This window comes from Polaribacter sargassicola, assembly GCF_021991835.1.
Taxonomy (GTDB): domain Bacteria; phylum Bacteroidota; class Bacteroidia; order Flavobacteriales; family Flavobacteriaceae; genus Polaribacter; species Polaribacter sargassicola.
Map to the genome: position 1 here is coordinate 20,466 of NZ_JAHDAU010000002.1, position 23,800 is coordinate 44,265.

Annotated in this window: 21 protein-coding genes; 6 read left to right on the forward strand and 15 right to left on the reverse strand. The window is 28.8% G+C overall.

Features of this window, described 5'->3' with window-relative positions; genetic code table 11:
* Nucleotides 1-84: 84 nt before the first annotated feature.
* The 4 genes from KI686_RS03415 (at nt 85) to KI686_RS03430 (ending at nt 6,107) form a co-directional block, all read left to right on the forward strand.
* Nucleotides 85-1,713, forward strand: a complete 1,629-nt coding sequence (locus KI686_RS03415) for an acyl-CoA carboxylase subunit beta (RefSeq protein ID WP_237587868.1) — start codon at nt 85-87, stop codon at nt 1,711-1,713.
* Between the two features lie 100 nt (nt 1,714-1,813).
* Nucleotides 1,814-3,907 carry a phosphate acetyltransferase gene (pta, locus tag KI686_RS03420; RefSeq protein ID WP_237587869.1) on the forward strand — a complete coding sequence of 698 codons (2,094 nt, stop codon included), beginning with the start codon at nt 1,814-1,816 and terminating at the stop codon, nt 3,905-3,907.
* Nucleotide 3,908: 1 nt separating this feature from the next.
* The gene (locus KI686_RS03425) at nt 3,909-5,093 is read left to right on the forward strand and encodes an acetate/propionate family kinase (protein WP_237587870.1); all 1,185 of its coding nucleotides are present in this window, start codon (nt 3,909-3,911) and stop codon (nt 5,091-5,093) included.
* Nucleotides 5,094-5,390: 297 nt separating this feature from the next.
* Entirely contained in the window at nt 5,391-6,107 is a 717-nt protein-coding gene (locus tag KI686_RS03430; protein WP_237587871.1) for a YebC/PmpR family DNA-binding transcriptional regulator, read from the forward strand.
* Nucleotides 6,108-6,117: 10 nt separating this feature from the next.
* On the opposite strand, the gene KI686_RS03435 is transcribed toward KI686_RS03430, so the two are convergent.
* The 12 genes from KI686_RS03435 to KI686_RS03490 are packed head-to-tail and all read right to left on the reverse strand — an operon-like array spanning nt 6,118 to nt 18,014.
* Nucleotides 6,118-7,164, reverse strand: a complete 1,047-nt coding sequence (locus KI686_RS03435) for an AMP-binding protein (RefSeq protein WP_237587872.1) — start codon at nt 7,162-7,164, stop codon at nt 6,118-6,120.
* Nucleotides 7,145-8,122 (reverse strand): CPBP family intramembrane glutamic endopeptidase, encoded by a 978-nt coding sequence (locus tag KI686_RS03440; RefSeq protein WP_237587873.1) that lies wholly within the window; start codon nt 8,120-8,122, stop codon nt 7,145-7,147. Before KI686_RS03440 ends, KI686_RS03435 begins: the two co-directional genes overlap by 20 nt.
* A 2-nt stretch (nt 8,123-8,124) precedes the next feature.
* Nucleotides 8,125-9,162, reverse strand: a complete 1,038-nt coding sequence (locus KI686_RS03445; RefSeq protein ID WP_237587874.1) for an o-succinylbenzoate synthase — start codon at nt 9,160-9,162, stop codon at nt 8,125-8,127.
* An 11-nt stretch (nt 9,163-9,173) separates the two neighbouring features.
* On the reverse strand, nt 9,174-9,689 hold the full coding sequence (locus KI686_RS03450) for an SRPBCC family protein (protein ID WP_237587875.1): 516 nt from the start codon (nt 9,687-9,689) through the stop codon (nt 9,174-9,176).
* Between the two features lie 8 nt (nt 9,690-9,697).
* On the reverse strand, nt 9,698-10,621 hold the full coding sequence (gene menA / locus KI686_RS03455) for a 1,4-dihydroxy-2-naphthoate octaprenyltransferase (protein WP_237587876.1): 924 nt from the start codon (nt 10,619-10,621) through the stop codon (nt 9,698-9,700).
* Nucleotides 10,612-12,111: a PH domain-containing protein gene (locus KI686_RS03460; protein ID WP_237587877.1), complete on the reverse strand. Its 1,500-nt coding sequence runs from the start codon at nt 12,109-12,111 to the stop codon at nt 10,612-10,614. The genes menA and KI686_RS03460 overlap by 10 nt, the downstream gene beginning before the upstream one ends.
* Nucleotides 12,104-12,607 (reverse strand): PH domain-containing protein, encoded by a 504-nt coding sequence (locus KI686_RS03465; protein WP_237587878.1) that lies wholly within the window; start codon nt 12,605-12,607, stop codon nt 12,104-12,106. Before KI686_RS03465 ends, KI686_RS03460 begins: the two co-directional genes overlap by 8 nt.
* 35 nt (nt 12,608-12,642) lie before the next feature.
* A complete protein-coding gene (locus KI686_RS03470; RefSeq protein WP_237587879.1) occupies nt 12,643-13,692 on the reverse strand; it encodes a hypothetical protein in 1,050 nt (349 codons plus the stop codon).
* A gap of 10 nt (nt 13,693-13,702) precedes the next feature.
* A complete protein-coding gene (locus tag KI686_RS03475) occupies nt 13,703-14,482 on the reverse strand; it encodes a (Fe-S)-binding protein (protein WP_237587880.1) in 780 nt (259 codons plus the stop codon).
* 58 nt (nt 14,483-14,540) lie between these two features.
* Nucleotides 14,541-15,857 carry a 4Fe-4S dicluster domain-containing protein gene (locus KI686_RS03480; RefSeq protein ID WP_237587881.1) on the reverse strand — a complete coding sequence of 439 codons (1,317 nt, stop codon included), beginning with the start codon at nt 15,855-15,857 and terminating at the stop codon, nt 14,541-14,543.
* An 18-nt stretch (nt 15,858-15,875) separates the two neighbouring features.
* Nucleotides 15,876-16,832 carry an MlaD family protein gene (locus KI686_RS03485; RefSeq protein WP_237587882.1) on the reverse strand — a complete coding sequence of 319 codons (957 nt, stop codon included), beginning with the start codon at nt 16,830-16,832 and terminating at the stop codon, nt 15,876-15,878.
* Between the two features lie 54 nt (nt 16,833-16,886).
* Nucleotides 16,887-18,014, reverse strand: coding sequence for an N-acetylmuramoyl-L-alanine amidase family protein (locus tag KI686_RS03490; protein WP_237587883.1), 1,128 nt, complete (start codon nt 18,012-18,014; stop codon nt 16,887-16,889).
* A gap of 93 nt (nt 18,015-18,107) precedes the next feature.
* Here KI686_RS03490 and KI686_RS03495 point away from each other — a divergent pair, with 93 nt between their 5' ends.
* Both KI686_RS03495 and KI686_RS03500 read left to right on the forward strand, forming a co-directional pair.
* A complete protein-coding gene (locus tag KI686_RS03495) occupies nt 18,108-20,795 on the forward strand; it encodes a putative LPS assembly protein LptD (RefSeq protein ID WP_237587884.1) in 2,688 nt (895 codons plus the stop codon).
* A gap of 43 nt (nt 20,796-20,838) precedes the next feature.
* Nucleotides 20,839-21,219, forward strand: coding sequence for a RidA family protein (locus KI686_RS03500; RefSeq protein WP_237587885.1), 381 nt, complete (start codon nt 20,839-20,841; stop codon nt 21,217-21,219).
* On the opposite strand, the gene KI686_RS03505 is transcribed toward KI686_RS03500, so the two are convergent.
* The 3 genes from KI686_RS03505 to pfkA all read right to left on the reverse strand — a co-directional run bounded on the left by KI686_RS03505 (nt 21,212) and on the right by pfkA (nt 23,682).
* A complete protein-coding gene (locus tag KI686_RS03505; RefSeq protein WP_237587886.1) occupies nt 21,212-21,580 on the reverse strand; it encodes a methylglyoxal synthase in 369 nt (122 codons plus the stop codon). The two genes, KI686_RS03500 and KI686_RS03505, sit on opposite strands and share 8 nt — an antisense overlap.
* An 88-nt stretch (nt 21,581-21,668) precedes the next feature.
* Nucleotides 21,669-22,670: a type I glyceraldehyde-3-phosphate dehydrogenase gene (gene gap / locus KI686_RS03510; RefSeq protein WP_237587887.1), complete on the reverse strand. Its 1,002-nt coding sequence runs from the start codon at nt 22,668-22,670 to the stop codon at nt 21,669-21,671.
* Nucleotides 22,671-22,698: 28 nt separating this feature from the next.
* Nucleotides 22,699-23,682 (reverse strand): 6-phosphofructokinase, encoded by a 984-nt coding sequence (gene pfkA / locus KI686_RS03515; RefSeq protein ID WP_237587888.1) that lies wholly within the window; start codon nt 23,680-23,682, stop codon nt 22,699-22,701.
* Nucleotides 23,683-23,800: the final 118 nt, after the last annotated feature.

The following is a 23,800-nucleotide window of genomic DNA, read 5'->3' on the forward strand; positions in this document are numbered from 1 at the left end:
TATCGTAAAATAGTCCCTTTTTTTTAATCAATTCTATCAAAAGAATATTTCTTAATTTAGCACAAAATTAAGAAAGGCAACTCTATGGATTTAAACTTCAATAAAAACGAAGATTATAACAAATTACTTGCATCAGATTTACGAAGACGCTTTGCAAAAATAAAATTAGGTGGTGGTCAAAAAAGAATAGATAAACATCACGAAAAAGGTAAAATGACCGCAAGAGAACGTATTGATTATTTGTTAGATTCTGACAAGAAATCGATTGAGATTGGAGCTTTTGCTGGTGAGGGTATGTATGTAGAACATGGAGGTTGCCCTTCCGGTGGTGTTGTTGTAAAAATTGGTTATATAAAAGGCAAACAATGTATTGTTGTTGCTAATGATGCAACCGTAAAAGCAGGCGCTTGGTTTCCTATTACCGGCAAAAAAAACTTAAGAGCTCAAGAAATATCCATAGAAAATAAAATACCTATCATTTACTTAGTAGATTCTGCGGGTGTTTATCTGCCAATGCAAGATGAAATTTTCCCTGATAAAGAACATTTTGGTCGTATTTTTAGAAATAATGCTATAATGAGCAGCATGGGAATTACTCAAATTTCTGCTGTTATGGGAAGCTGTGTAGCAGGTGGTGCATATTTACCAATTATGAGCGATGAAGCGATTATTGTAGACAAAACAGCTAGTATCTTTTTAGCAGGTAGTTATTTGGTAAAAGCTGCAATTGGCGAATCTATTGACAATGAAACTTTAGGTGGCGCAACAACACATTGCGAAATTTCTGGTGTAACAGACTACAAAGCAAAAGATGATAAAGATGCCTTAGATAAAATAAAATTTATTGTTGATAAAATTGGTGATTATGATAAAGCTGGTTTTAGTAGAACAACTTCATTTCCTCCAAAGGAAAATGAAGATGAAATTTTTGGCATTTTACCAAAAGAAAGAAATGCGCAATATGATATGTTAGAAATCATTAAGCGTTTGGTAGATAACTCTGATTTTGAACAATATAAAGAAGGTTATGGGCAAACTATTATTACTGGTTATGCCAGGATTGATGGTTGGGCTGTTGGTATTATTGCAAATCAACGTAAATTAGTAAAAACTAAAAAAGGCGAAATGCAATTTGGTGGAGTAATTTATAACGACTCTGCAGACAAGGCAACTAGATTTATTGCCAATTGTAATCAGAAAAAAATACCTTTAGTTTTCTTACAAGATGTTACTGGTTTTATGGTTGGTTCTAAATCAGAACATGGAGGCATTATAAAAGATGGAGCAAAAATGGTAAATGCTGTTAGCAATTCTGTTGTGCCTAAATTTACCATAATAATAGGTAATTCTTATGGTGCAGGTAACTATGCTATGTGTGGTAAAGCATACGACCCAACTTTAATTGCTGCTTGGCCAAGTGCAGAACTAGCTGTAATGAGTGGTAACTCTGCAGCCAAAGTATTATTACAAATAGAAACGGCATCTCTAAAAAAGAAAGGAGAAGAAATTACTCCAGAAAAAGAAGCAGAATTATTTGACAAAATTAAATCTCGTTACGACAAACAGATTTCACCTTACTATGCGGCTGCAAGAATCTGGACCGATGCTATTATAAACCCGCTGGATACTAGAACTTGGGTTTCTATGGGTATTGAAGCTGCTAACCACGCACCTATTAAAAAACAATTTAATATGGGTGTTTTACAAGTCTAAAATTTAAATTAAAAACATAATATCTCTGTTAAAACAACTGACTATTATCATAATAAATAGTTTTTTTAAACTATATTTTTGCTAAAATAATTAATTAAAAATGAGTAAAGCTATCTACATTGCCGCAATAGAATCAGACAGTGGTAAATCTTTGGTATCATTAGGTCTTTTAAGAATGATGCTAACCAAATCTACTAAAGTCGGATATTTTAGACCTATTATTAATGAAACAGACGACATTAAATTTGATAACCATACAAATACTGCAATTAACTTCTTTAACTTAGACATCGATTATAACGATTGTTATGCATATAAACAAAGCGAAGTAGTAGAGCTTTTAAGTGAAGGTAAAACAGATGATGTAATTCATCAAGTAATTAAAAAATACAAAAAATTAGAAGCTAAATACGATTATGTATTGGTAGAAGGTACAGATTTTTCTGGTGAAGGTGGTTTTACAGAATTAGATGTAAATTTAATGATTGCCAAAAACCTTGGTATACCTGCTCTAATAGTTGGTTCTGGTAATGGTAAAAAGAAAAAAGATTTTATCAATACAATGCAATTAACATATAAATCTTTTATTAATAAAGAAGTAGATGTTATTGGTATTATTGCCAACAAAATAGAGCTTGATGAAATTGATTACATTAAAAAAGAGTTAGAAAAAAGTTTTCCAAAAAACTTACAAATAGACATCATTCCTAAAATAGACTTTTTAGCAAATCCTACTGTTAAAGAAGTAGTACAAGCCTTAAAAGGAAGAGTTTTATTTGGTGAACAATTTTTAGATAACGCTATTGGTAGTTACAGTACAGGTGCAATGCAATTACGTAATTATTTAACAAGATTAAAAGAAAATGCATTAGTAGTAACTCCTGGTGATAGAGCTGATATTATTTTAGGTGCTTTACAGGCAAACGCTTCTAGTAATTACCCTAAAATTGCAGGTATTATTTTAACAGGAACTATTATTCCTGAAGAATCTATTTTAAAACTTATAGAAGGTGTACAATCTACTGTACCAATTATTTCTGTTGATGGAGGTACTTTTGGTATTTCTAATAAAATTGGCTCTGTAAAATCTAAAATTTACGCTACACATAACAAAAAGATTTTATTATCATTAGATACTTTTGATAAATATGTAAATGCAGAAGTCTTAACAAATACACTTACATCATACAAATCAGATAAATTAACACCAAGTATGTTTCAATATAGTTTATTGCAAAGAGCAAGAACTAATAAAAAACATATTGTATTACCAGAAGGTGATGATGAAAGAATTATTGCTGCCGCTGCACGTTTACAACTTTTAGACATTGTAGATTTAACATTATTAGGTGATAAAGCTGCCATACAATTAAAATGCGACCAAATAGGTTTACAAATAGATTTAGATAAAATTAATATCTTAAATCCAGAAGATTCTATTCATAATAAAGATTTTGCAAAAACATTATACGAAGCACGTAAACACAAAGGAATGACAGAAACAACTGCTCAAGACCTTGTAAGTGATGTTTCTTATTACGGAACTTTAATGATTATGAATGGATTGGCAGACGGAATGGTTTCGGGCGCAGTACACACTACAATGCACACAATAAAACCATCATTACAATTAATTAAAACAAAACCTGGTGTTTCTGTAGTATCATCTGTATTTTTTATGTGTTTATCAGATAGAGTTTCCGTAATGGGAGATTGTGCTGTAAACCCAAATCCTAATGCAGCTCAATTAGCAGAAATAGCTATTTCTTCTGCTCAATCTGCAGAGGCTTTTGGTATTGATGCAAGAGTTGCAATGTTATCTTATTCTTCTGGAAATTCTGGAAAAGGAGAAGAAGTAGAAAAAGTAAGAAAAGCAACAGAAATTGTAAAAGAAAAACAACCAAATTTAAAAATTGAAGGTCCAATACAATATGATGCTGCTGTAGATATGTCTGTAGCAAAAACAAAAATGCCAAACTCTGAGGTTGCTGGTCAGGCATCTGTTTTAATTTTTCCAGATTTAAATACAGGAAACAACACCTACAAAGCAATACAAAGAGAAACTGGTGCCTTAGCTATTGGCCCAATGTTACAAGGTTTAAACAAACCTGTAAACGACCTAAGTAGAGGTTGTACAGTAGATGATATTTTTAACACAGTTTTATTAACAGCAATACAAGCACACCAAGGATAACATGAATATTTTAATTTTAAACGCAGGCTCATCATCTTTAAAATACCAACTAATAGAAATGCCATCACAAATTGTAAAATGTGTTGGTTTAGTAGAAAGAATTGGTATGCAAGATGCTATTTTTACACATGAAAAAGGAGATAAAAAACACTCTGAAGTTCTACCTATTTTAAACCACGAAGTAGGATTAAAAAAAGTAGCTGAAGCCTTATTAGATACAGAATTGGGTGTAATTACTTCTGTTGATCAAATTGTAGCTATTGGCCACAGAGTTGTGCATGGTGGTAGTAGATATAATGGTACTGTTTTAGTTACAGAAAAAGTAAAAGAAAATATAAAAGATTTATTTGATTTAGCACCTTTACACAATCCTGCACATTTAACAGGTATAGAAGTTGCTGAAGCTATTTTTACTTCTGCAAAACAAGCTGTTGTGTTTGATACTGCTTTTCATCAAACAATGCCACAAGAAGCTTATCAATATGCAATACCAAATAAATATTTAAAAGAAAATAAAGTAAGAGCTTACGGTTTTCATGGTTCTAGTCATAAATATGTTTCAGAAAAAGCAATAGAACATTTAAAACAAGAAACATCAAAAATAATTACCATTCACTTAGGTAATGGTTGTAGTATGGCGGCTGTAAAAGACGGTAAATGTATTGATACTTCTATGGGCTTCTCTCCTACTAACGGTTTAATTATGGGAACCAGATCTGGAGATATTGATCATTCTGTAGTTTTCTTTTTAATGAAAAAATTAAATAAAACAGCAGATGAAGTTAATAGTTTATTACAAAAAGAATCTGGAATGAAAGGGTTAACTGGCTTTTCTGATTTAAGAGAAATTGAAGAAAATGCTAGTAAAGGTAACAAAGATTGTATAAACGCCTTAAATTTAGCAGCTTATAGAATTAAGAAGTTTATAGGCTCTTATGCTACTATTTTAAATGGTTTAGATGCCATTATTTTTACTGCTGGTATTGGTGAAAATTCTAGTTTAATGAGACAATTATCTTGTAATAATTTAGATTTTTTAGGCATTGAATTAGATGAAGAAAAAAATAGCATTCGCTCTAAAGAAATTAGAGAAATTCAAACAGCAAATTCTAAAATAAAAGTTTTAGTGATACCAACTAATGAAGAGTTAGAAATAGCTAAAGAAACTTTTAATCTTTTAAAATAATACTTCAAAAAAATACTCCTGAAAATCAAATCTTTTCAGGAGTATTAAAAAACTAAATTTGAGGGAGATTTAATTCTTTATTTTTCTTTTTCATAGCAATTTCTTTTTTATCTCTTCTTAACTTTTTCTTATAAAAAGTATTTAAAATTACTCTTTAAAAGTACAAACAACTCCTTCTCCTCACAATACCCATATATAGGTATTTTTTTAATAAAATCAGCATTCAAAAAAATTGTAAAAAATCAATCAAACCTTTACATTTGTAGCTATACTTTATATTAAAAAAATCATTTAGAAATGGGTAGAGCATTTGAGTTTAGGAAAGCAAGAAAAATGAAACGTTGGTCTGCAATGGCAAAGACTTTTACTAGAATTGGTAAAGACATTGTTATGGCGGTTAAAGAAGGCGGACCAAACCCAGACACAAACTCTCGTTTAAGAGCTGTTATACAAAATGCCAAGGCTGCAAATATGCCTAAAGACAATGTAGAAAGAGCTATAAAAAAGGCAACAGACAAAGATACTGCTAACTATAAAGAAGTATTATTTGAAGGTTATGCTCCGCACGGAATTGCTGTTTTGTTAGAAACTGCAACAGACAATAATAATAGAACTGTAGCCAACGTAAGAGCTGCTTTTAATAAATGTGATGGAAATTTAGGAACTTCTGGTTCTGTTGTTTTTATGTTTGACCATACTTGTAATTTTACCTTAAAAAAGGAAGATATTACTATGGATATGGAAGAATTAGAACTAGAATTAATAGACTTTGAAGTAGAAGAAGTTTTTGATGATGAAGAAGGTGTAATTATTTACGCTCCTTTTGAGCAATTTGGAGCATTACAATCTTTCTTTGAAGAGAATAGTATAGAAATTTTATCTTCTGGTTTTGAGAGAATACCTACAACTACTACTAAGTTAAATGAAGAACAACAGGCAGATGTAGAAAAACTTTTAGAAAGATTAGAAGAAGATGATGATGTACAAAACGTATATCACTCAATGGAAATGTAAAAATTGTATTTTATAAAATAGATATTAAATCCAATGTTTTTTTACGTTGGATTTTTTTTGTTTCTGTTTCTATAAATTTATCAATAAAATAGATTTCTTTAGGCACTTCAAACTTTGATAATTCTGCACTTTTTAAATCTATAGATTGATGAACTCCTTCTACAATTAAAATTAATTTCTCTCCCAATTTTTTATCAGAAACACCAATAACAAAAAACCTATTTTCTATTACTCTAGAAATCTTTTCTTCAATCTTTTCTGGATGTAATTTTATTCCTCCAGAATTAATTACATTATCAAAACGACCTAACCACTCAAACTCAGTATCAGAAACTAAACGCACAATATCATTAGTAAAAACAACTTCATTAGAAACTTTAGGAGCTCTAATTACCAAACAGTTTCTTACATCTTTATAAATTGTTACATTCTGTAATACTTTATAAAAATTAGGATAAATAGTAATTTGATTTAATTGTTTAATGGCAATATGAGTAATTGTTTCCGTCATGCCGTAAGTTGCATAAATAACACAACTAGATTTCTGTATTTTTTTTCTTAATAAAGCAGAAACTACACCACCGCCAACAATTAGTTTTTTAACCTTATAAAGATGGTTTATAGAGTTTTCTAACTGCAAAGGCACCATTGCAGAAAAATCATACTTTTTATTTGTTTCTTCTAAAGGAAAAGAAGTGGCAGCTACAACATCTAAATGCCAACCTAAAGTTAAGGCTCTTACCAACATCATTTTACCTGCAATATAATTAACAGACAAACATAATAATGCTGTTGTTTTTTCTTTGATATCAAAAAAACTACCTGTTGCTTCTGCAGAATTGATCATCTGCTTTTTTTGTAATTTTATTTTTTTAGGAATTCCTGTAGAACCAGAAGTTTGTACCAAAATAAATTCTTCTGATGAAAACCAATCTTTTAAAAATTGGTAAATTTCATTAGAAAAGTCTTTTGTATAAGCTAAAATTTCATCGACAGAAGAAAATGAAAATCCGTTTAATTTAAATTCTTTATGAAATTTATTTTGCTCCCAATTCATTTAAAAAAGTATCATTTTCTTTAATTGTTAAAGGCTTTTCTATTTTACCAGTCAATTTTTCTAACCAATTTTTCCATCCATATTTTTTAGAAAATAATAACAACATTAATGGATATAAAACTAAAACCGGAAAAAACATTTCCCATCGAACAGATGGTTCTGAGGTATCTACATATAAAGCATCCGTTTGAAAAACGGTCCAATCTGTAGTTACAAAAAAAGCAGCAACAATATTATTTATAGCATGTAAGCCCAATGCTAATTCGGTTCCTTCATCCATTAAAGTAGTTATTCCGTAAAATAAACCTGTACCAATGTAAAAAACCATAGAAATATAACCTAACTTTTCTACTTCTGGATTTGCGCCATGTAACAAACCAAAACAGACAGAAGTTACAATTAATGGCAACCATCTATTTTTTGCTATAATACCCAAACCTTGCATAAAATAACCTCTAAAAAGTAATTCTTCAAACGAAGTTTGAAACGGTAAAAACAGAAAAGAAACGGCTAATAATGTAAAAAAAGGTATCGAATTAAAGTTCCAAACATAATTTTCTGGAGATATATAAATGCCTATAGAAATTACAATGGCAGAAATAATTCCCCAAGTAAAAAATCCGAAGAAAAAACGTTTAAAATCTATTTTATTTCTACTAGTTACTAATGATGTAAAAGTTCTTTTATGGATAGCTTTAACACCTATAATAAGACTTGCTAAACCAAACATAAACATAACAATCATTAAAAATAAAAACAAATTTTTATCTATACCTAAAGACATAAAGCTATCTTGTGCAGCTTGCATAAACTCTGCCGTATTACCTGCTTGTAAATAAGCAACAATAGTTAAAGGAAAAACCCCAATAATTTGCCAACCAACAAAAACTAACATAATTGTTAATACCCAATGATACCACTCATTTCTTCCTTTAAATGCTTGTTGTATAAAATTCATGATTATAAATTAAATTGCCAACTTTTTGTTGGGTTATAATGTAAAGATCCGCTTTTAACCTCTAACGGACTATTAAAATTATTTGTAAATAAACCTCCAGTACCTAAGCCTTGTGGCAATTTACTTTTTAAAGTACTTGTAAATTGAGCTATTGCATTTAAACCCACATTGCTTTCTAATGCAGATGTTATCCACCAACCAGCTTTGTTTGCTTCTGCAAAATTAATCCATTCTTTGCTTCCTGCAAAACCACCAATTAAACTTGGTTTTAAAATAATATATTGGGGATTTATAGTTTTTAAAAGTTCTTTTTTATCTTCTGATGAAAAAACACCAATCAACTCTTCATCTAAAGCAATTGGCAAAGGTGTTTTTGCACATAAACTTGCCATTTCTTGAATTTGACCTTGTTTAATAGGTTGCTCTATAGAATGGAGTTCTAATTCTGATAAAACCTTTAACTTTTCTAACGCTTTCTTAGGGTTAAAAGCTCCGTTTGCATCTACTCTTAATTCTATTTCTTTTGATGTAAATTCTTTTCTGATGGATTTTAATAAATCAATTTCAATATCAAAATCAATTGCTCCAATTTTCATTTTAATACAAGAAAAACCTGCTTTTAGTTTTTCTTTTATTTGATTTTTCATAAACTGTTTTTCTCCCATCCAAATTAAACCATTTATAGAAATGGCTGTATTTCCTTTGGTAAATTCTGATGGAAATAAATCAAACTCTGTTTTACTTTGTAATGATAAAAAAGCTTGTTCTAAACCAAATTGAATAGACGGGAATTCTATCAACTCTAATAATAATTTTTCTAAACCAAGATTAATATTGTTACAAACCCATATTAATTTTTCTTCGTAATTAGAAACATCATCAATACTTAAACCTCTAAATAATCCGGTTTCTCCAATACCTTTTTTACCATTTTTTTCTAAAATGATAAACCATGTTTCTTTTGTTCTTAAAATTCCGCGTGATGTTCCGCTCGGATTTTTAAAATTAAGAATGTATTTCTTATAACTTGCTTTTATCAAAAAAAAAGATTTTAATGTTTTTCTACAAATGCTTTAAAACTATCCATATAAGATTGGTCTTGTTTTACAAAAGTGCTCTTAAAAAGAGGAAACATACAAGCCATTATATAAGAATCGCTTTGGCAACTAGCATTTAATGTAACAGTAGTTATTCCGTTATTTTCAGTAAAAAGATACTCATCTTTTTTTAGCATATTTTCTGCATCAAAAAATAAAGTTACCTTTTTATTTTCTACAAAATCTAAAACTTTTTCTGTAGTAATTATTTCTTCACCATTTGCATCAATAGTCATTTTATAAATGCTACCAACTTTACCAGGATTATCGTTTACAACCTCTACAGATTTAATTTCGGGAATCCAATTTTTAATATTTCCTGATGTATTAAATGTTTTAAAAACTTCTTCTACCGGTTTGTTAACAGACACCTTAACAGTATAAGTTGTTTCTTTTACAATAATACCTGTTAACAAAAAAGCGACTACAATAAAAGATATAATCGCTAAAATTATTTTTATTCTTTTCATAAATTATTTTAAAAAATTTGTCCGATTGAAAAGAGAATTGCAAAAAGAAACGTACTTAATGCTACTTTTTTTAACTCGCCATCTAACTCTCCCGGAACCTTGTTTTTTGCAACTGTTATTATGTTTTTAATTAACGGAATAAACGCAACTAAAAAAAATAATTGATATCTATTTCTAAAATCTAAAAACACAAATAACAATGCAATTATTAAAGCTGATATAATTAGAAAATAATGATAATTTTTAGCTTTATCAATGCCTAATTTTACAACTAAAGTATTTTTATTATTTTTTTTATCCTCTTCTCTATCTCTTAAATTATTTAAATTTAAAACTGCTGTGCTTAAGAAGCCTATAGAAATTGCGGGTAAAAATATTTGAAAATTGATCTGTTTTGTATACAAGAAATAACTACCAACAACGCTTAATAATCCGAAAAAAACAAATACAAAAACATCACCAAAACCACTATAACCGTAAGCAGATTTACCAACGGTATATTTTATAGCTGCTACAATTGAAGCTACACCTAAGCCAAAAAACAAAATAGAATACACAAAGTTTTCGCTACCAAAAGACACATAAATTAATGATAAAGCAATTATTAAAGTAATAATTGTAGTAATTATCATTGCCAATTTCATCTGTTTAGGTGTTATTGCTCCAGATGAAACCATACGCGCTTCTCCTGTTCTATTTTTATCAGAACCTTTAATTCCGTCTCCATAATCATTTGCAAAATTAGACAACACCTGAAAACCAATTGTTGTTAAAATTGCCAACCAAAAAATTGAAGATTCTAAAACCGAAGTTTTATTACTGGTTTGATATATTAAAGATTGATTACCCAAAACAGCACCCACAATAATTCCTGAAACAGACAAAGGTAATGTTCTTAAACGCGCTGCTTTTATATAGCTTTTTACATCCATAAATTCTTACTGCTTTCTACTTTAAACAAAGTATAATTGTAAATTTTTACTGCTTCTTGTTTTTCTATACAAGGAAGCTTAATTTTTCCTGAAGCGGTTTGAAACACCAAATCTACAACCTTATTTCTTTCTTGAAAAAAAGTTTGTGTCATTTTAATGTTTTGTACTTTAAAAAAAGGCAAATAAGTTAAATGTGTTTCTATACTACCATTGCCAACTAATAAAACTTTATCACTAATTTTATAAAATCTCTTTTTATAAATTAAGTTGATGATAAAGTAAAAAAAAGGAATTAAAAGTAAATTAGTAGAATAGATTTCAACATTATGAAACAAGAAATAAAAACCACAATTTATAATTGATAAAAGAAGTAAAACTCTTAAATACATTCTTATTTTTAAATATACATGCACTTGTTTTCTTTCTAATTGATCTACATCTGCAAAATTAAAAAGCAACTCTTTAACCTTTTTTACTTGTGCTTCTTTACAACCTACAATCCTTATTAATTTTTCTTTTTTCTGATTTACTTTTCCACTTACAGCTTGTTTAAAGGTGATGAATGATATGCCTAAAATCTTTTTTATAGGATTGGTAGAAATGGTAATATTCTGAATTTTTTCTTTCTTTAGAATAAACGATTTCTTTGTAAATAAACCCTGATAAATTTCAAAAGCATTATCTTTTACATAAACTCTTAAATTAAAATGAAATAAAAATACTCTTACAAAAGAACTTAGTATTGCTGTAAAAACTAATAAAATTACACATACTATTATTAGAAATAAACTTTGTTGAAAAGAACTACTACTTTCTCTAACGTAATCTGAAACAATATTATCTTTTAAAAATCCTTTAAAAACTTGTTGAAGTTGCTGAAACAAACCAAACAATAAAGCCAAAAAAACAAGTAAACTCTGTATGTGGTTTTCTGTTAAACTAATCTTTAACAATTCTAAAGGGCTAATTTTTAAAAAAGGCTTTTCCTTGCTTTTATCAACAACTATTTCTTCTATAATTTTATTACTTGTTAGTTGATTTTTAAGTGCTTTGGCTTTTAAAAAAGACATTGCTTTTATAGAAATTTCTGTTTTGTTAGAACCTGCTGTTTCTATATTTACTTCATGCACATTAATTAATTGCTGTATAATATTTTGCTTAAAATTAATATTCTGAATTCTATCAAAAGAAATAGAAGTATCGGTTTTTTTTAAAATTCCTTGTTTTAAAATAAAATGATTGTCTGCTATTTTAAACTTAAAGTTTATAAAAATTAAATAAGCTCTTATTAGAAAAAATAACAGAAAAAAGCCAAGACCTAAATAAATGTATATTAATTTCTGATCTGTAAATTGAGAAAAATCTTTAAAAACAATAAAAAGAAAAATCCAAGTAACTTTTATAAACTTATACAAAAGGTTTCCGTAGATTACTAAAATTCCTTTTTTAGATTGATGAGAAAATTGGCTAAAATCAAACGTTTTACTCATTAATTTTTTTGGTAATAAATTCTTTAATTTCTAATGCTTCTATTTTAGTAATTCCTTTTATTTCTAAATCGTCACTACTATCTCCTGCAGTAAAAACACTTAAAGAAGCCAATTTAAAAAACCTAGAAACCGGACCTTCATCAACTTCTATATGTTGTATTCTAGAAAAAGGAACCGTTGTAATTTTTTTAAAGAAAATACCACTTTTGTAAGAAACATCTTTTTCTCTAATAGCATATTTTCTTTTTTTAAATCCTACATATGTAATAAAACAAGTAATTATAAATACAAGAGTAAATACCATGTAAATTAAATAGGTATAAGAACTAATTTTATTAAAAAAACTAAAATAATCTGCTAAAAAAAGTCCTATAAGCACTACAGAAAAAAATAATAATATATTGATTAAAATAACTTTTAAATACTTTTTATTAATTGATTTAAATGTTACTTCTGTAATATCCGGAAAACTAGAAACTATTTCGTTTGCAAACATTTTATTAAAATTACAAGACCCATTTATACAATAAGTTAATTTGCTATAAACTCTTCTTCTTTACTTAAAACTAGAGCTTCTTTTATGCTAATCCTTTTATTTTCTTTATTATAAGGCACTAAAAAAACATCTTTTAATCCCATTTTTTTAATTTCATTTTTAAATAAAGTAGCTTCTTTGTATGTAGTAAAAGCCCCTAGTTGATAAATATTTCCGTTATCAGTTTTTATTTCTTTAAGCTTTACATCTTCTATATTTTTAAAATCTATATTTAAATTTTTAAAAATACCTAACTGTAAACTATAAGTAACTTCTGGTATAGTATCATTCTTTATAACAGGAGTTGGTGTTGCTAATTTTAGTTTTAATTTATTTATACTGTCTAACAATACAAACTGTTTTTCTTCTACAGTTTTTAGTTCTGATTTAGATTTAGAATAGTTAAAATAAACAAATATTAAAAGAAGTGTAGATACTAATAAGATTATAAAAAAGATAACGCTATTTCTTTTACTTTTCTTTTTTACAGTATTAGATAACGCTTTTAAATCCATAAAACTAGTTTGCAATTGCATTTTATCTAATTTTACAGAACCTAATTCAGAGTTTAATGCATCGTAGCTAGACTCTAATTTATCTTTTTCTAATTTTAATGTATTTAATTCTGAATTTACTTTTACAAGATTAGACTCTAACTGACCTTTACTTAACTTTAAAGTCTCTAATTTAGAGTCTTTATCCTCTATAGTAGATTGTAAAATTTGTTTTTCTGACCTTAAAGAGTCTAGTTCTGAACTTACAACAACAATACTAGATTGTAATTTTTCTTTTTCTGATTTTAAAGCACCTAACTCTGAGTTTAATTTTACAAAATTAGATTCTAACTGACCTTTACCTAATTTTAAAGCTTCTAATTTAGAATTTTTATCTTCTATAGTAGATTGCAAAATCTGTTTTTCAGACTTTAAACTTTCTAATTCTGTAGCAGTATTTACAATATTAGATTCCAGTTTTTCCTTTTCAGACTTTAAAGCATTAAGCTCTAAATATACATTTGATAAGTGTTCTTTTTTTACAGATGGCATTTCTTTAGTATCATAGATTATTAGCTTCAGCAATTAATTCTGCAATATCTTTAACAACAACTTCTTTTTCTTTTTCTTTAAATTTAATTCCGTCTGTCATCATTGTATTACAATAAGGACAACCTGTAGCAATAATATTAGGCTTTGTTTCTAAAGCATCTTCGGTTCTTAAAACGTTAATTTCTTTAGTCCCTTTTTCTGCATCTTTAAACATTTGTGCACCACCTGCTCCACAACAAAGTGCTGTAGATTTATTACGTTTCATTTCAGCTAAATTTACACCTAACCTTCTAATTAAATCTCTAGGAGACTCATAAACATCATTAGCTCTACCTAAATAACAAGGATCGTGAAATGTAACTTTTTTTCCTTTTAAAGTAATGTTATTAATATCTAAACGTCCTTCTGATATTAATTTTTGAATGAATTGTGTATGATGAAAAACTTCATATTTTCCTCCTAAAGAAGGATATTCATTTTTTAACGTATTAAAAGAATGAGGATCGCAAGTAACAATTTTTTTTATTTCGTAGCCATTTAACACCTCTATATTCATCATTGCTTGCATTTGAAACAGAAACTCATTTCCTGCTCTTTTTGCTGCATCGCCTGTAGATGATTCTTCTGTACCTAAAACAGCAAAATCTACATTAGCTTGGTGCAATATTTTTACAAAAGCTCTTGATATTTTTTTTGCGCGATCATCATAACTTCCTGCTGCACCAACCCAAAACAACACTTCTGGTTGCTTACCTTGCGCCATCATATCTGCCATTGTAGGTACTATCATAAATTATAAATTTAAATTACCAATTAATGTAATTGGTAATTATGAATTAAAAATTAGTTTATTCTTCGTTTGCCCAATTTAATCTATCTTGTTGATTATATTGCCAAGGTGCTCCGTTATTTTCTACATTAGTCATCATCATATTTAATTCTTGTGGAGCAGCACTTTCTTCCATCACTAAATATCTTCTCATATCTATAATAATAGAAAGAGGATCTATATTTACAGGACATTCTTCTACGCAAGCATTACAACTTGTACATGCCCAAAGTTCTTCTGGAGTTATATAATCGTTTAATAATTGTTTTCCATCGTCAACAAACTTTCCTTTATTTGCGTCTATATTTCTACCAACCTCTTCTAAACGATCACGAGTTTTCATCATAATGTTTCTAGGTGATAATTCTTTACCTGTAAGGTTTGCAGGACAAGCAGATGTGCATCTACCACACTCTGTACACGTGTAAGAATTCATTAATTGAACCCAATTTAAATCTGCAACATCAGAAGCCCCAAATTTTTCTGGTTCGGCTTCCTCTTCTCCTTCAGCAGGCATTGCGTAAGGATCTGCATCTGGATCCATCATTAATTTTACCTCTTTAGTAACCGACTCTAAATTTGTAAACTGACCTTTAGGTTTTAAGTTGGCAAAATATGTGTTTGGAAATGCTAATAAAATATGCAAATGCTTAGAGTAATATAAATAGTTTAAGAAAACTAAAATACCTAAAATATGAATCCACCAAGCACTTCTTTCTATTGTATGCAAAGTTTCTTCAGAAAACCCATCAAAAAGAGGAACTATAAATTGACTTATAACATTACCAATACCCGTTTGTTGAAATGAAACATCTGTTGCATTCATCACTAGAAACAGAGTCATTAAAACCATTTCAAAATACAGAATATAATTTCCATCATTTTTAGGCCAACCGTTCATTTCTTTACTTAAAAAACGTTGAATATTGGATATATTTCTACGCAACCAAAAAATTATTACGGCCACAAAAACTAAAAATGCTAAAATTTCGAAAGTACCAATTAAAAATCCGTAAAAAGTATCACCTAAAACACCTTTAAAAATTCTATGTGTACCAAATAATCCATCTATAATAATCTCTAAAACTTCTATATTGATAATTATAAAACCTACATAAACAATAATATGTAAAACACCAGAAAGAGGTCTTTTTACCATTTTAGATTGCCCAAGAGCAATCATTATCATATTTTTTAATCTTTCAGGCTTATTATCGGTTCTATCAATATCTTTACCTAATTTAATATTTCTAGATAATTTGCGAATATTCATCACAAAAAAACCAATTCCGAAAGCTAAAGCTAGAGCAAAAATTATATTTGGTAAGTATTGCATATTAAATTTTAAAATTATTTAATTAGTTTCTTCTTCTGAATTTGGTGTATATGGTTTTGCTTTTTTACCAAACAAAGAAAAATGTACAAATCGTTTAGGATTCAATTTCATTTCTCTTAATAAGTTTTCTAATTCTTCTGTAGCACTAGTCATATTATCATATAGCTGATCATCTTTTATTAACTTACCAATGGTTCCTTTACCCGAGTTAATACCTGCTAACATTGAGTTTGCCGAATTAAGTGTAACTTCTGCTTTTTTAATAATTTCACCAATATTAGCATTTGCTAATGTATCTGAAACTTTAGAGAAATTTTCTGTTATTACCTTTGTGTTTTTTATACTTTCTTGTAAATCTGATGAACTTGTGTCTAAAATTCCGTTAATAGATAACATTGTTTTTTTAACCTCTGACAATGTAAACTCTAATGATTTTACAGACGTTTTTAAACTATTTTGAGTTTCTGTATCTAAAACATTATTTATGTTTTTAAATAGAGAATCTGCACTAACCATAACATGTTCTAATTTAGACTGAATAGGATCTAAACGCTCTCCTATAGAAGTAAATAAACTAGACTCAACCTCTCCTGTTAGCGTATCTCCAGAAACCGCTTCCTCTCCATCATACTCTGGTATAATTGCTAAATTAGACCCCCCTAAAGGACTTGGCGAATATATTTTAACAATACTTTTTTTAGAAAACTTAAAATCTTTTTCTATGACAAAACTTACAACTAAATGTCCTCTTTTATCTTTTGCTCTATTAAACTCTATGTTAGTTACCTTACCTACTTTAAGGCCGTTTATTGTAACCAAACTAGACTCTGTTAAGCCTGCTATGTTACTATATTCTACTTTAAAATTACGTGTATTACCATCAAATAAGTTTTGTCCCTTTAAAAAATTATAACCCCATATAAATAATGCAATTACAACAATAGCAATAATTCCTGTTTTTAATTCTCTAGACATTAATATAAATTTAATAACAATATTACTAATAATTTTTGGTAGATACTACCAAATCTACTGCATTTTAATAGCTTCTGTTACAGAAATCTTTTTACCATTCTTAAAAGCAACTACAAATGCAGATTTGTAACCTTTTGTCTTTGCTAGGTTTAAAGATTTTTTAACATCTTTATAATTACTTGTATTACCGTAGTAATATTTATAATAACTACCTACTTGTACTCTTTGTATACTTTTAAGACCTTTAAAGTTATAAGATTTTGTTGCTATTTTATTTTTACTAGACGCTATTTGAACCTTATATTCAATAGAACTTACCGCCACACTTGTATAAGAAACAGAAGTTGACTTAGATGAAGGTGTAGAAATATTAGCAACTGTATTTAACTTTAAATGATTTATATAATCGCTAATAGCTTCTGCAATAGACTTTGCCATTTGTTGCTGTCCTTTTTTAGAGTTAAGATATTTACCCTCGCTATTGTTTGTTAAAAAGCCTAACTCTATCAGAACACTTGGCATAATTGTTTCTCTTAAAACCTGAAAATTATCTTGCTTTACTTTTCTATCTTTTCTTTTTAATTTGGATGTAAAATTATGCTGAATTAAACTGGCTAGTTCTAAACTTTTATCTAAATTTTCTTCTTGTAAAAGAGATAAACCAATTACAGATTCTGCAGAATTAGGATCAAAACCTTCGTAATTTTTCTGATAATTATCTTCTAATAAAATAGACGCATTTTCTCTTTTTGCAATTTCTAAATTTTGCTTGTTACCCCTTAATCCTAATACAAAAGTTCCTGCGCCGTGTGCAGAAGGTCTAGGTTGATAAGAATCGCAATGGATAGATACAAATAAATCTGCATTGGCTTCATTTGCAATCTGCCCTCTTTTCCATAACGCTGGATAAGTATCTGTTTTTCTTGTATAAATTACTTTTATTGCCTTATTTTTTGCCAATTCTTTACCTACAAGAAGCGTAACTTTTAATGCAATATCTTTTTCCCTATAACCATTTCCTAAATTACCTGGGTCTTTACCTCCATGACCAGCATCTAAAACTATAACATATTTTTTTTGAGCAAAAACAGTCTTAGTACTTATTAAAAAAGAGAATAAAAACAAGAAAAGAAAAAGATTTCTAGCTTTGAATTTAATTTTGTGAGTTTGTTGAAATATCATCAATAAAAATTAACTAATTTTGGCATTTTATAATTTGGTGCTTCAAAAATTGAACCATACTTTTACTCTATTACAAAAATAGTATTTATAGCATTGCAAACAAATCTATCATATATACTTTTATTTTGCTTTCTCTTTTCTATAAAAGCAGGATTCTCGCAAGATATTAAACGAAAACTTAAAATAGCAGATACCATTCTAAAAAAAGATACTGCTTTAATTTCTGTAAAAGATTCTGTTATTAAAAATAATATAGATTCTTTAGGCATAAAAAAAACAGATACTATTGCTGTAGACTCTTTAAAAAGAAAAGAATCTATAGAAGATATTATTTTACATACCGCTAAAGATTATACAATACAAAATGCTAAAGAAAAAACCGTTACTCTTTATAATGAAGCTCATATAACTTATACAGATATAGATTTAAAAGCGGGTATTGTTATTATTGATTATAAGAAAAATGTAATTTTTGCTAAAGGAATTATAGATAGTACTGGATACACACAAAGACCTGTCTTTAAACAAGGTAGTCAAGAATCTGAGCAAGACTCTATTATCTACAACTTTGATAGTGAAAGAGCTTTAATATATGGTCTTAAAACCAAACAAGGAGAAATGTTTACTTATGGTGAAAAAACCAAAAGAGTAAATGATTCTACAATATATGTAAGAAACATAAAGTTTACTACATCAGAAAAAGAAAACCCAGATTATTATATTGCTACAGATAGAGCCAAATTAGTACCTGGTAAAAAAATAATTGTTGGTTCTAGTAATTTAGTTATTGCAGATATTCCTACCCCTGTTTTTCTACCGTTTGCCTATTTTCCTATCACAGAAACAAGTACTTCTGGTTTTTTAATTCCTTCTTTTGATACAGGTAGTACAGATAGAGGTATTGGTATTCAAAACGGAGGTTATTACTTTGCGATAAGTAATTATATGGATTTAAGCGTATTGGCAGATGTTTATGCTAACGGAAGTTGGGGTACAAGATTAAGCTCTAGCTACAAAAAAAGGTATCGTTTTAATGGTTCTTTTAACTTTAGTTACGAGAACACAATTAGTGGTATTAGAGGTTATGATGATTATAGTAAAACAAGTAACTATAATATTAGATGGTCTCACAGTCAAGACTCTAAAGCAAGCCCCAATTCTAGATTTTCTGCATCTGTTAATTTAGGTAGTAGTAAATTCTTTAGAGAATCTGTAAATCAATATAACATATCACAAACACAAACAAATACTTTTAACTCTTCTATTAGTTATAGTAAAACTTTTGTTGGCACACCGTTTAACTTAAACTTAACGGCTTCTCATCAACAAAACACAAATACAGAAGTTATTACAATGACTTTACCTTCATTAACTGTTAATATGGATAGACAATATCCTTTTGCAGGTAAAAATGGTGTACAAAAAACACCCATTCAAAAAATGGGTTTCAACTATACAATGCAAGGCCAGTATTTAATAAACACTACAGATGATGAGTTTTTTACTGGTAAAATGTTTGAAACAGCAAGATCTGGTGTAAAACATACAACTGGTACAAGTACTAATATAAAAGCATTTAATTATTTTACTTTATCACCTAGTGCAAATTACGAAGAAGTTTGGCAATTTGATTACCTACAAAAAGATTATGATGTTACAGAAAATGTTGTAGTTACAGATACTTTAAGAGGTTTTAAAACTTATAGAGAATACAATGCAGGGGTAAGTTTATCTACAAATATTTATGGTACTTTTAACTTTAAAAAAGGACGCTTAAAAACAATTAGACATACATTTAGACCATCTATTTCTTATTCTTATAGACCAGATTTTCAAGACAAATACATAAAACAAGTACAACAAAGTGCAGATGCTACAGACTTATTAGATTATACAGTTTTTGATAGTGGTATTTATGGTGCACCTTCTTCTGGTTTAAGTAACTCTATTGGTATTTCTTTAAACAACGTTTTAGAAGCAAAAGTAGCTCCTAAAGATCCTGATAGTGATGAAGAGGATGAAAAAGTAACTATCTTAAACAACTTAAACTTTAGTAGTTCTTATAATATTGCTGCAGATAGTTTACGTTGGTCTCCTGTAAGTTTTTCTGCCGGTACAAGATTATTTAAAGACAAATTAGCTGTAAACTTAAGCGGTTCTTTAGACCCTTATAAGGTTAATAGCGAAGGTTCTAGAATAAATGAATTTAATGCTAATATTCTAAGACTTACCAACGCAAGTTTAACAGCAAATTACTCTATTTCTAGTAAAGATTTTGACAAAGACAGTAAAAACGATTCTAAAAACCAAAATGGTAATGGAGCTCAAAATGGAGTTGATGTTATTGGTGCAGATATAAACCCTACAAATAATAGAGCTGGACAACAAAATAACACAAATTCTGAAGAAGAAAAAGAAACAAAAACAGAACTTTATAACGCAGACATACCTTGGTCTTTAAATTTAGCTTATTCTGCTAGCTACACCAACAACGGTTTAGAGCCAGGTGAAGTTGGTATACATAGTATTATGTTTAGCGGTAATTTAGAATTATCTCCAAAATGGAAAGTTGGTTATTCTTCTGGTTATGATATTAAAGGAGGTGCTTTCACCTTTTCTAGGTTTAATTTTACAAGAGATTTAGATAGTTGGCAGTTTAATTTTAACTGGGTTCCTTTTGGTACAAATTCTTCTTACACCTTTTTTATTGGTGTTAAATCATCTGTTTTATCAGATTTAAAATGGGATAAAACAAAACCTGCAGATAGAACTTTATTTTAAAAACATTATAAAAAATAATTTAAGATTTTTAAATTTTAAACAAATGAAAAAAATAATAACTACAACAAAAGCACCTGCTCCTATAGGACCATACAACCAAGCAGTTTTAAGTGGAAATACATTATACACTTCTGGTCAAATTGCAATTAACCCAGAAACAGGAGAATTAAATATTGACACATTAGAAGCAGAAACTATACAAGTTATGGAAAACTTAAAAGAAGTTTTAGCTGCTGCAGAAATGACTTTTGAAAACGTAATTAAAACTACAATTTTTATTTCTGATATGAATAATTTTGCTGAGATAAACGCTATTTACGGTAATTATTTTAATGAAGAAACAGCTCCTGCTAGAGAAACTGTTGAAGTAGCTAATTTACCTAAGTTTGTAAATGTAGAAATTAGTGCAATTGCTATTAAATAGCCAATGCACTAATTAATAAATCTGCTGTTGCAGGATTTGTTGCTAAAGGCACATTGTGTACATCACAAATTCTTAATAGCATAATAATATCTGGCTCGTGTGGATGTTTTGCATGTGGGTCTCTAAAAAATAATACCATTTTACATTTACCTTCTGCAACTCTACTTGCTATTTGAGCATCGCCACCAATTGGACCAGATAAAAATTTGGTTACTTTAAAACCTGCAAGTTCTGCTTTAGTACCTGTTGTACCTGTAGAGATAAGTGTTATATTTTTTTGTAATAAAGTTTCTTTGTGTTCATTTAAAAACTGAACCATTTCTGCTTTTTTACCATCATGTGCAATAATTGCTATTTCCATATAGTTTCTTTTGTGTTACTAAAAATAAATAAAAAACCTGAAAGTATATACTTTCAGGTTTTTTATTTATGTATAAAATTATTGATGCTTATAAAGAAGCAGCATATTCAATTAAATCTACAATTTTAGTTGAATACCCCATTTCGTTATCATACCAAGAAACAACTTTTACAAAGTTATCATTTAATGCAATACCAGCTTTAGCATCAAAAATTGATGTACGAGTATCACCTACAAAATCTTGAGAAACTACTAATTCTTCTGTATAACCTAATACACCAGACATTGCTTCACTTTCTGATGCAGCTTTCATTGCAGCACAAATCTCATCATAAGAAGCAGATTTTTCTAATTTTACCGTTAAATCTACAACAGAAACATCCATAGTAGGTACTCTAAAAGCCATACCTGTTAATTTACCATCCATTGCAGGAATTACTTTACCTACAGCTTTTGCAGCTCCTGTAGAAGAAGGTATTACGTTACCTAATGCAGAACGTCCACCTCTCCAATCTTTCATAGAAGGACCATCAACAGTTTTTTGTGTTGCAGTAGTTGCGTGTACAGTTGTCATTAAACCTTCTACAATACCAAAGTTATCATTTAAAACCTTAGTAATTGGTGCTAAACAGTTTGTTGTACAAGATGCGTTAGAAAATATTTTTTGGTCTGCTTTTAATTCTGTGTTATTTACACCCATTACAAACATTGGTGTATGATCTTTAGAAGGTGCAGATAATACCACTTTTTTAGCTCCTGCTTCTAAATGTTTTCCTGCTAATTCTTCTGTTAAGAAAAAACCTGTAGATTCAATTACATATTCTGCTTCAACTTCATCCCATTTTAAATTTGAAGGATCTCTTTCTGCAGTAATTCTTATTTCGTTTCCGTTTACAATTAATTTACCGTCTTTTACTTCAACAGTTCCATCAAATTGACCGTGAACAGAATCATATTTTAACATATAAGCTAAATAATCTACATCTAGTAAATCGTTAATAGCTACTACTTGTACGTCTTTTCTATTTACTGTAGATCTGAATGCTAATCTTCCAATTCGTCCAAATCCGTTAATTCCTATTTTAATCATTATACTAATTTTTAATTATTTATTTTTTTTAAGTTGTTATAATATCAGAAATTCTTAGCAATTCATAGTTTATTGAATGTCCGCCAGAAATTGCTTCTTTTATATCTGTACTAATTACTTTGTTATCTTTTAAACCTACCATTAAGTTTGTATGACCATCTAACAATAATTCTACGGCTTTAACTCCTAGTCTACTTGCTAAGACTCTATCAAAACAAGATGGTGAACCTCCTCTTTGCATATGACCAAGAATACTTACTCGAACATCATATTCTGGTAAATTTTCTTCTACATAACTAGCTAGTTCATACACGTTTTTACCTGATTTATCACCTTCTGCTACAACAACTATACTAGATGATTTACCAGCTCTTCTACTTCTTTCTAGAGATTCTAGCATTCTATCTAATCCTAAATCTTCTTCTGGTATTAAAATTTCTTCTGCTCCGGCTCCTACACCTGCATTTAATGCTATAAAACCTGCATCACGCCCCATTACTTCTACAAAAAAAAGTCTGTTGTGAGATGATGCTGTATCTCTAATTTTATCTATAGCTTCTACAGCTGTATTTAAAGCGGTATCGTAACCTAAAGTGTGAGATGTACCAAAAATATCATTATCTATTGTACCAGGAATACCAATTACAGGAAAACCAAATTCTTCATTAAACAAAACAGCTCCTGTAAAAGAACCATCTCCTCCAATAACTACCATTGCATCTACCTCTCTTTCTACTAAGTTTTCGTATGCTTTTTGCCTACCTTCTTTTGTTCTAAAAGCTTTAGACCTTGCAGATTTTAAAACGGTACCTCCTTTATTTATTATATTGTGTACACTTCTTGCACTTAAATCTATCAGATCATCTTCAATTAACCCTTGATAACCTCTATATATACCAACACAACTTAAGCTGTAATAAGCACAAGATCTAACTACAGCTCTAATTGCGGCATTCATACCTGGAGCATCTCCTCCAGAAGTCATAACTGCTATTTTTTTAATTTTCTTCATATTTCTTGATGTAAATTTACTGCTTTAAAATCATTAAAAATAATAAAACTACGAAATCGTTTTAGGCTAACACTTATTATTTTAAGCTTAAAAATAGCTGTTTTTTTTAATTTTTTAA

Excerpts from the sequence above, each read along its gene's own strand:
- menA (WP_237587876.1), bottom strand. The coding sequence starts at position 10,621 with ATGGATGTAAAAAGCTATATAAAAGCAGCGCGTTTAAGAACATTACCT.
- pfkA (WP_237587888.1), bottom strand. The coding sequence starts at position 23,682 with ATGAAGAAAATTAAAAAAATAGCAGTTATGACTTCTGGAGGAGATGCT.
- KI686_RS03435 (WP_237587872.1), bottom strand. The coding sequence starts at position 7,164 with ATGAATTGGGAGCAAAATAAATTTCATAAAGAATTTAAATTAAACGGA.
- KI686_RS03415 (WP_237587868.1), top strand. The coding sequence starts at position 85 with ATGGATTTAAACTTCAATAAAAACGAAGATTATAACAAATTACTTGCA.
- KI686_RS03500 (WP_237587885.1), top strand. The coding sequence starts at position 20,839 with ATGAAAAAAATAATAACTACAACAAAAGCACCTGCTCCTATAGGACCA.
- pta (WP_237587869.1), top strand. The coding sequence starts at position 1,814 with ATGAGTAAAGCTATCTACATTGCCGCAATAGAATCAGACAGTGGTAAA.
- KI686_RS03485 (WP_237587882.1), bottom strand. The coding sequence starts at position 16,832 with ATGTCTAGAGAATTAAAAACAGGAATTATTGCTATTGTTGTAATTGCA.
- gap (WP_237587887.1), bottom strand. The coding sequence starts at position 22,670 with ATGATTAAAATAGGAATTAACGGATTTGGACGAATTGGAAGATTAGCA.
- KI686_RS03475 (WP_237587880.1), bottom strand. The coding sequence starts at position 14,482 with ATGATAGTACCTACAATGGCAGATATGATGGCGCAAGGTAAGCAACCA.
- KI686_RS03490 (WP_237587883.1), bottom strand. The coding sequence starts at position 18,014 with ATGATATTTCAACAAACTCACAAAATTAAATTCAAAGCTAGAAATCTT.
- KI686_RS03470 (WP_237587879.1), bottom strand. The coding sequence starts at position 13,692 with ATGCCATCTGTAAAAAAAGAACACTTATCAAATGTATATTTAGAGCTT.
- KI686_RS03465 (WP_237587878.1), bottom strand. The coding sequence starts at position 12,607 with ATGTTTGCAAACGAAATAGTTTCTAGTTTTCCGGATATTACAGAAGTA.
- KI686_RS03480 (WP_237587881.1), bottom strand. The coding sequence starts at position 15,857 with ATGCAATACTTACCAAATATAATTTTTGCTCTAGCTTTAGCTTTCGGA.
- KI686_RS03450 (WP_237587875.1), bottom strand. The coding sequence starts at position 9,689 with ATGAAAAGAATAAAAATAATTTTAGCGATTATATCTTTTATTGTAGTC.
- KI686_RS03460 (WP_237587877.1), bottom strand. The coding sequence starts at position 12,111 with ATGAGTAAAACGTTTGATTTTAGCCAATTTTCTCATCAATCTAAAAAA.
- KI686_RS03425 (WP_237587870.1), top strand. The coding sequence starts at position 3,909 with ATGAATATTTTAATTTTAAACGCAGGCTCATCATCTTTAAAATACCAA.
- KI686_RS03440 (WP_237587873.1), bottom strand. The coding sequence starts at position 8,122 with ATGAATTTTATACAACAAGCATTTAAAGGAAGAAATGAGTGGTATCAT.
- KI686_RS03505 (WP_237587886.1), bottom strand. The coding sequence starts at position 21,580 with ATGGAAATAGCAATTATTGCACATGATGGTAAAAAAGCAGAAATGGTT.
- KI686_RS03430 (WP_237587871.1), top strand. The coding sequence starts at position 5,391 with ATGGGTAGAGCATTTGAGTTTAGGAAAGCAAGAAAAATGAAACGTTGG.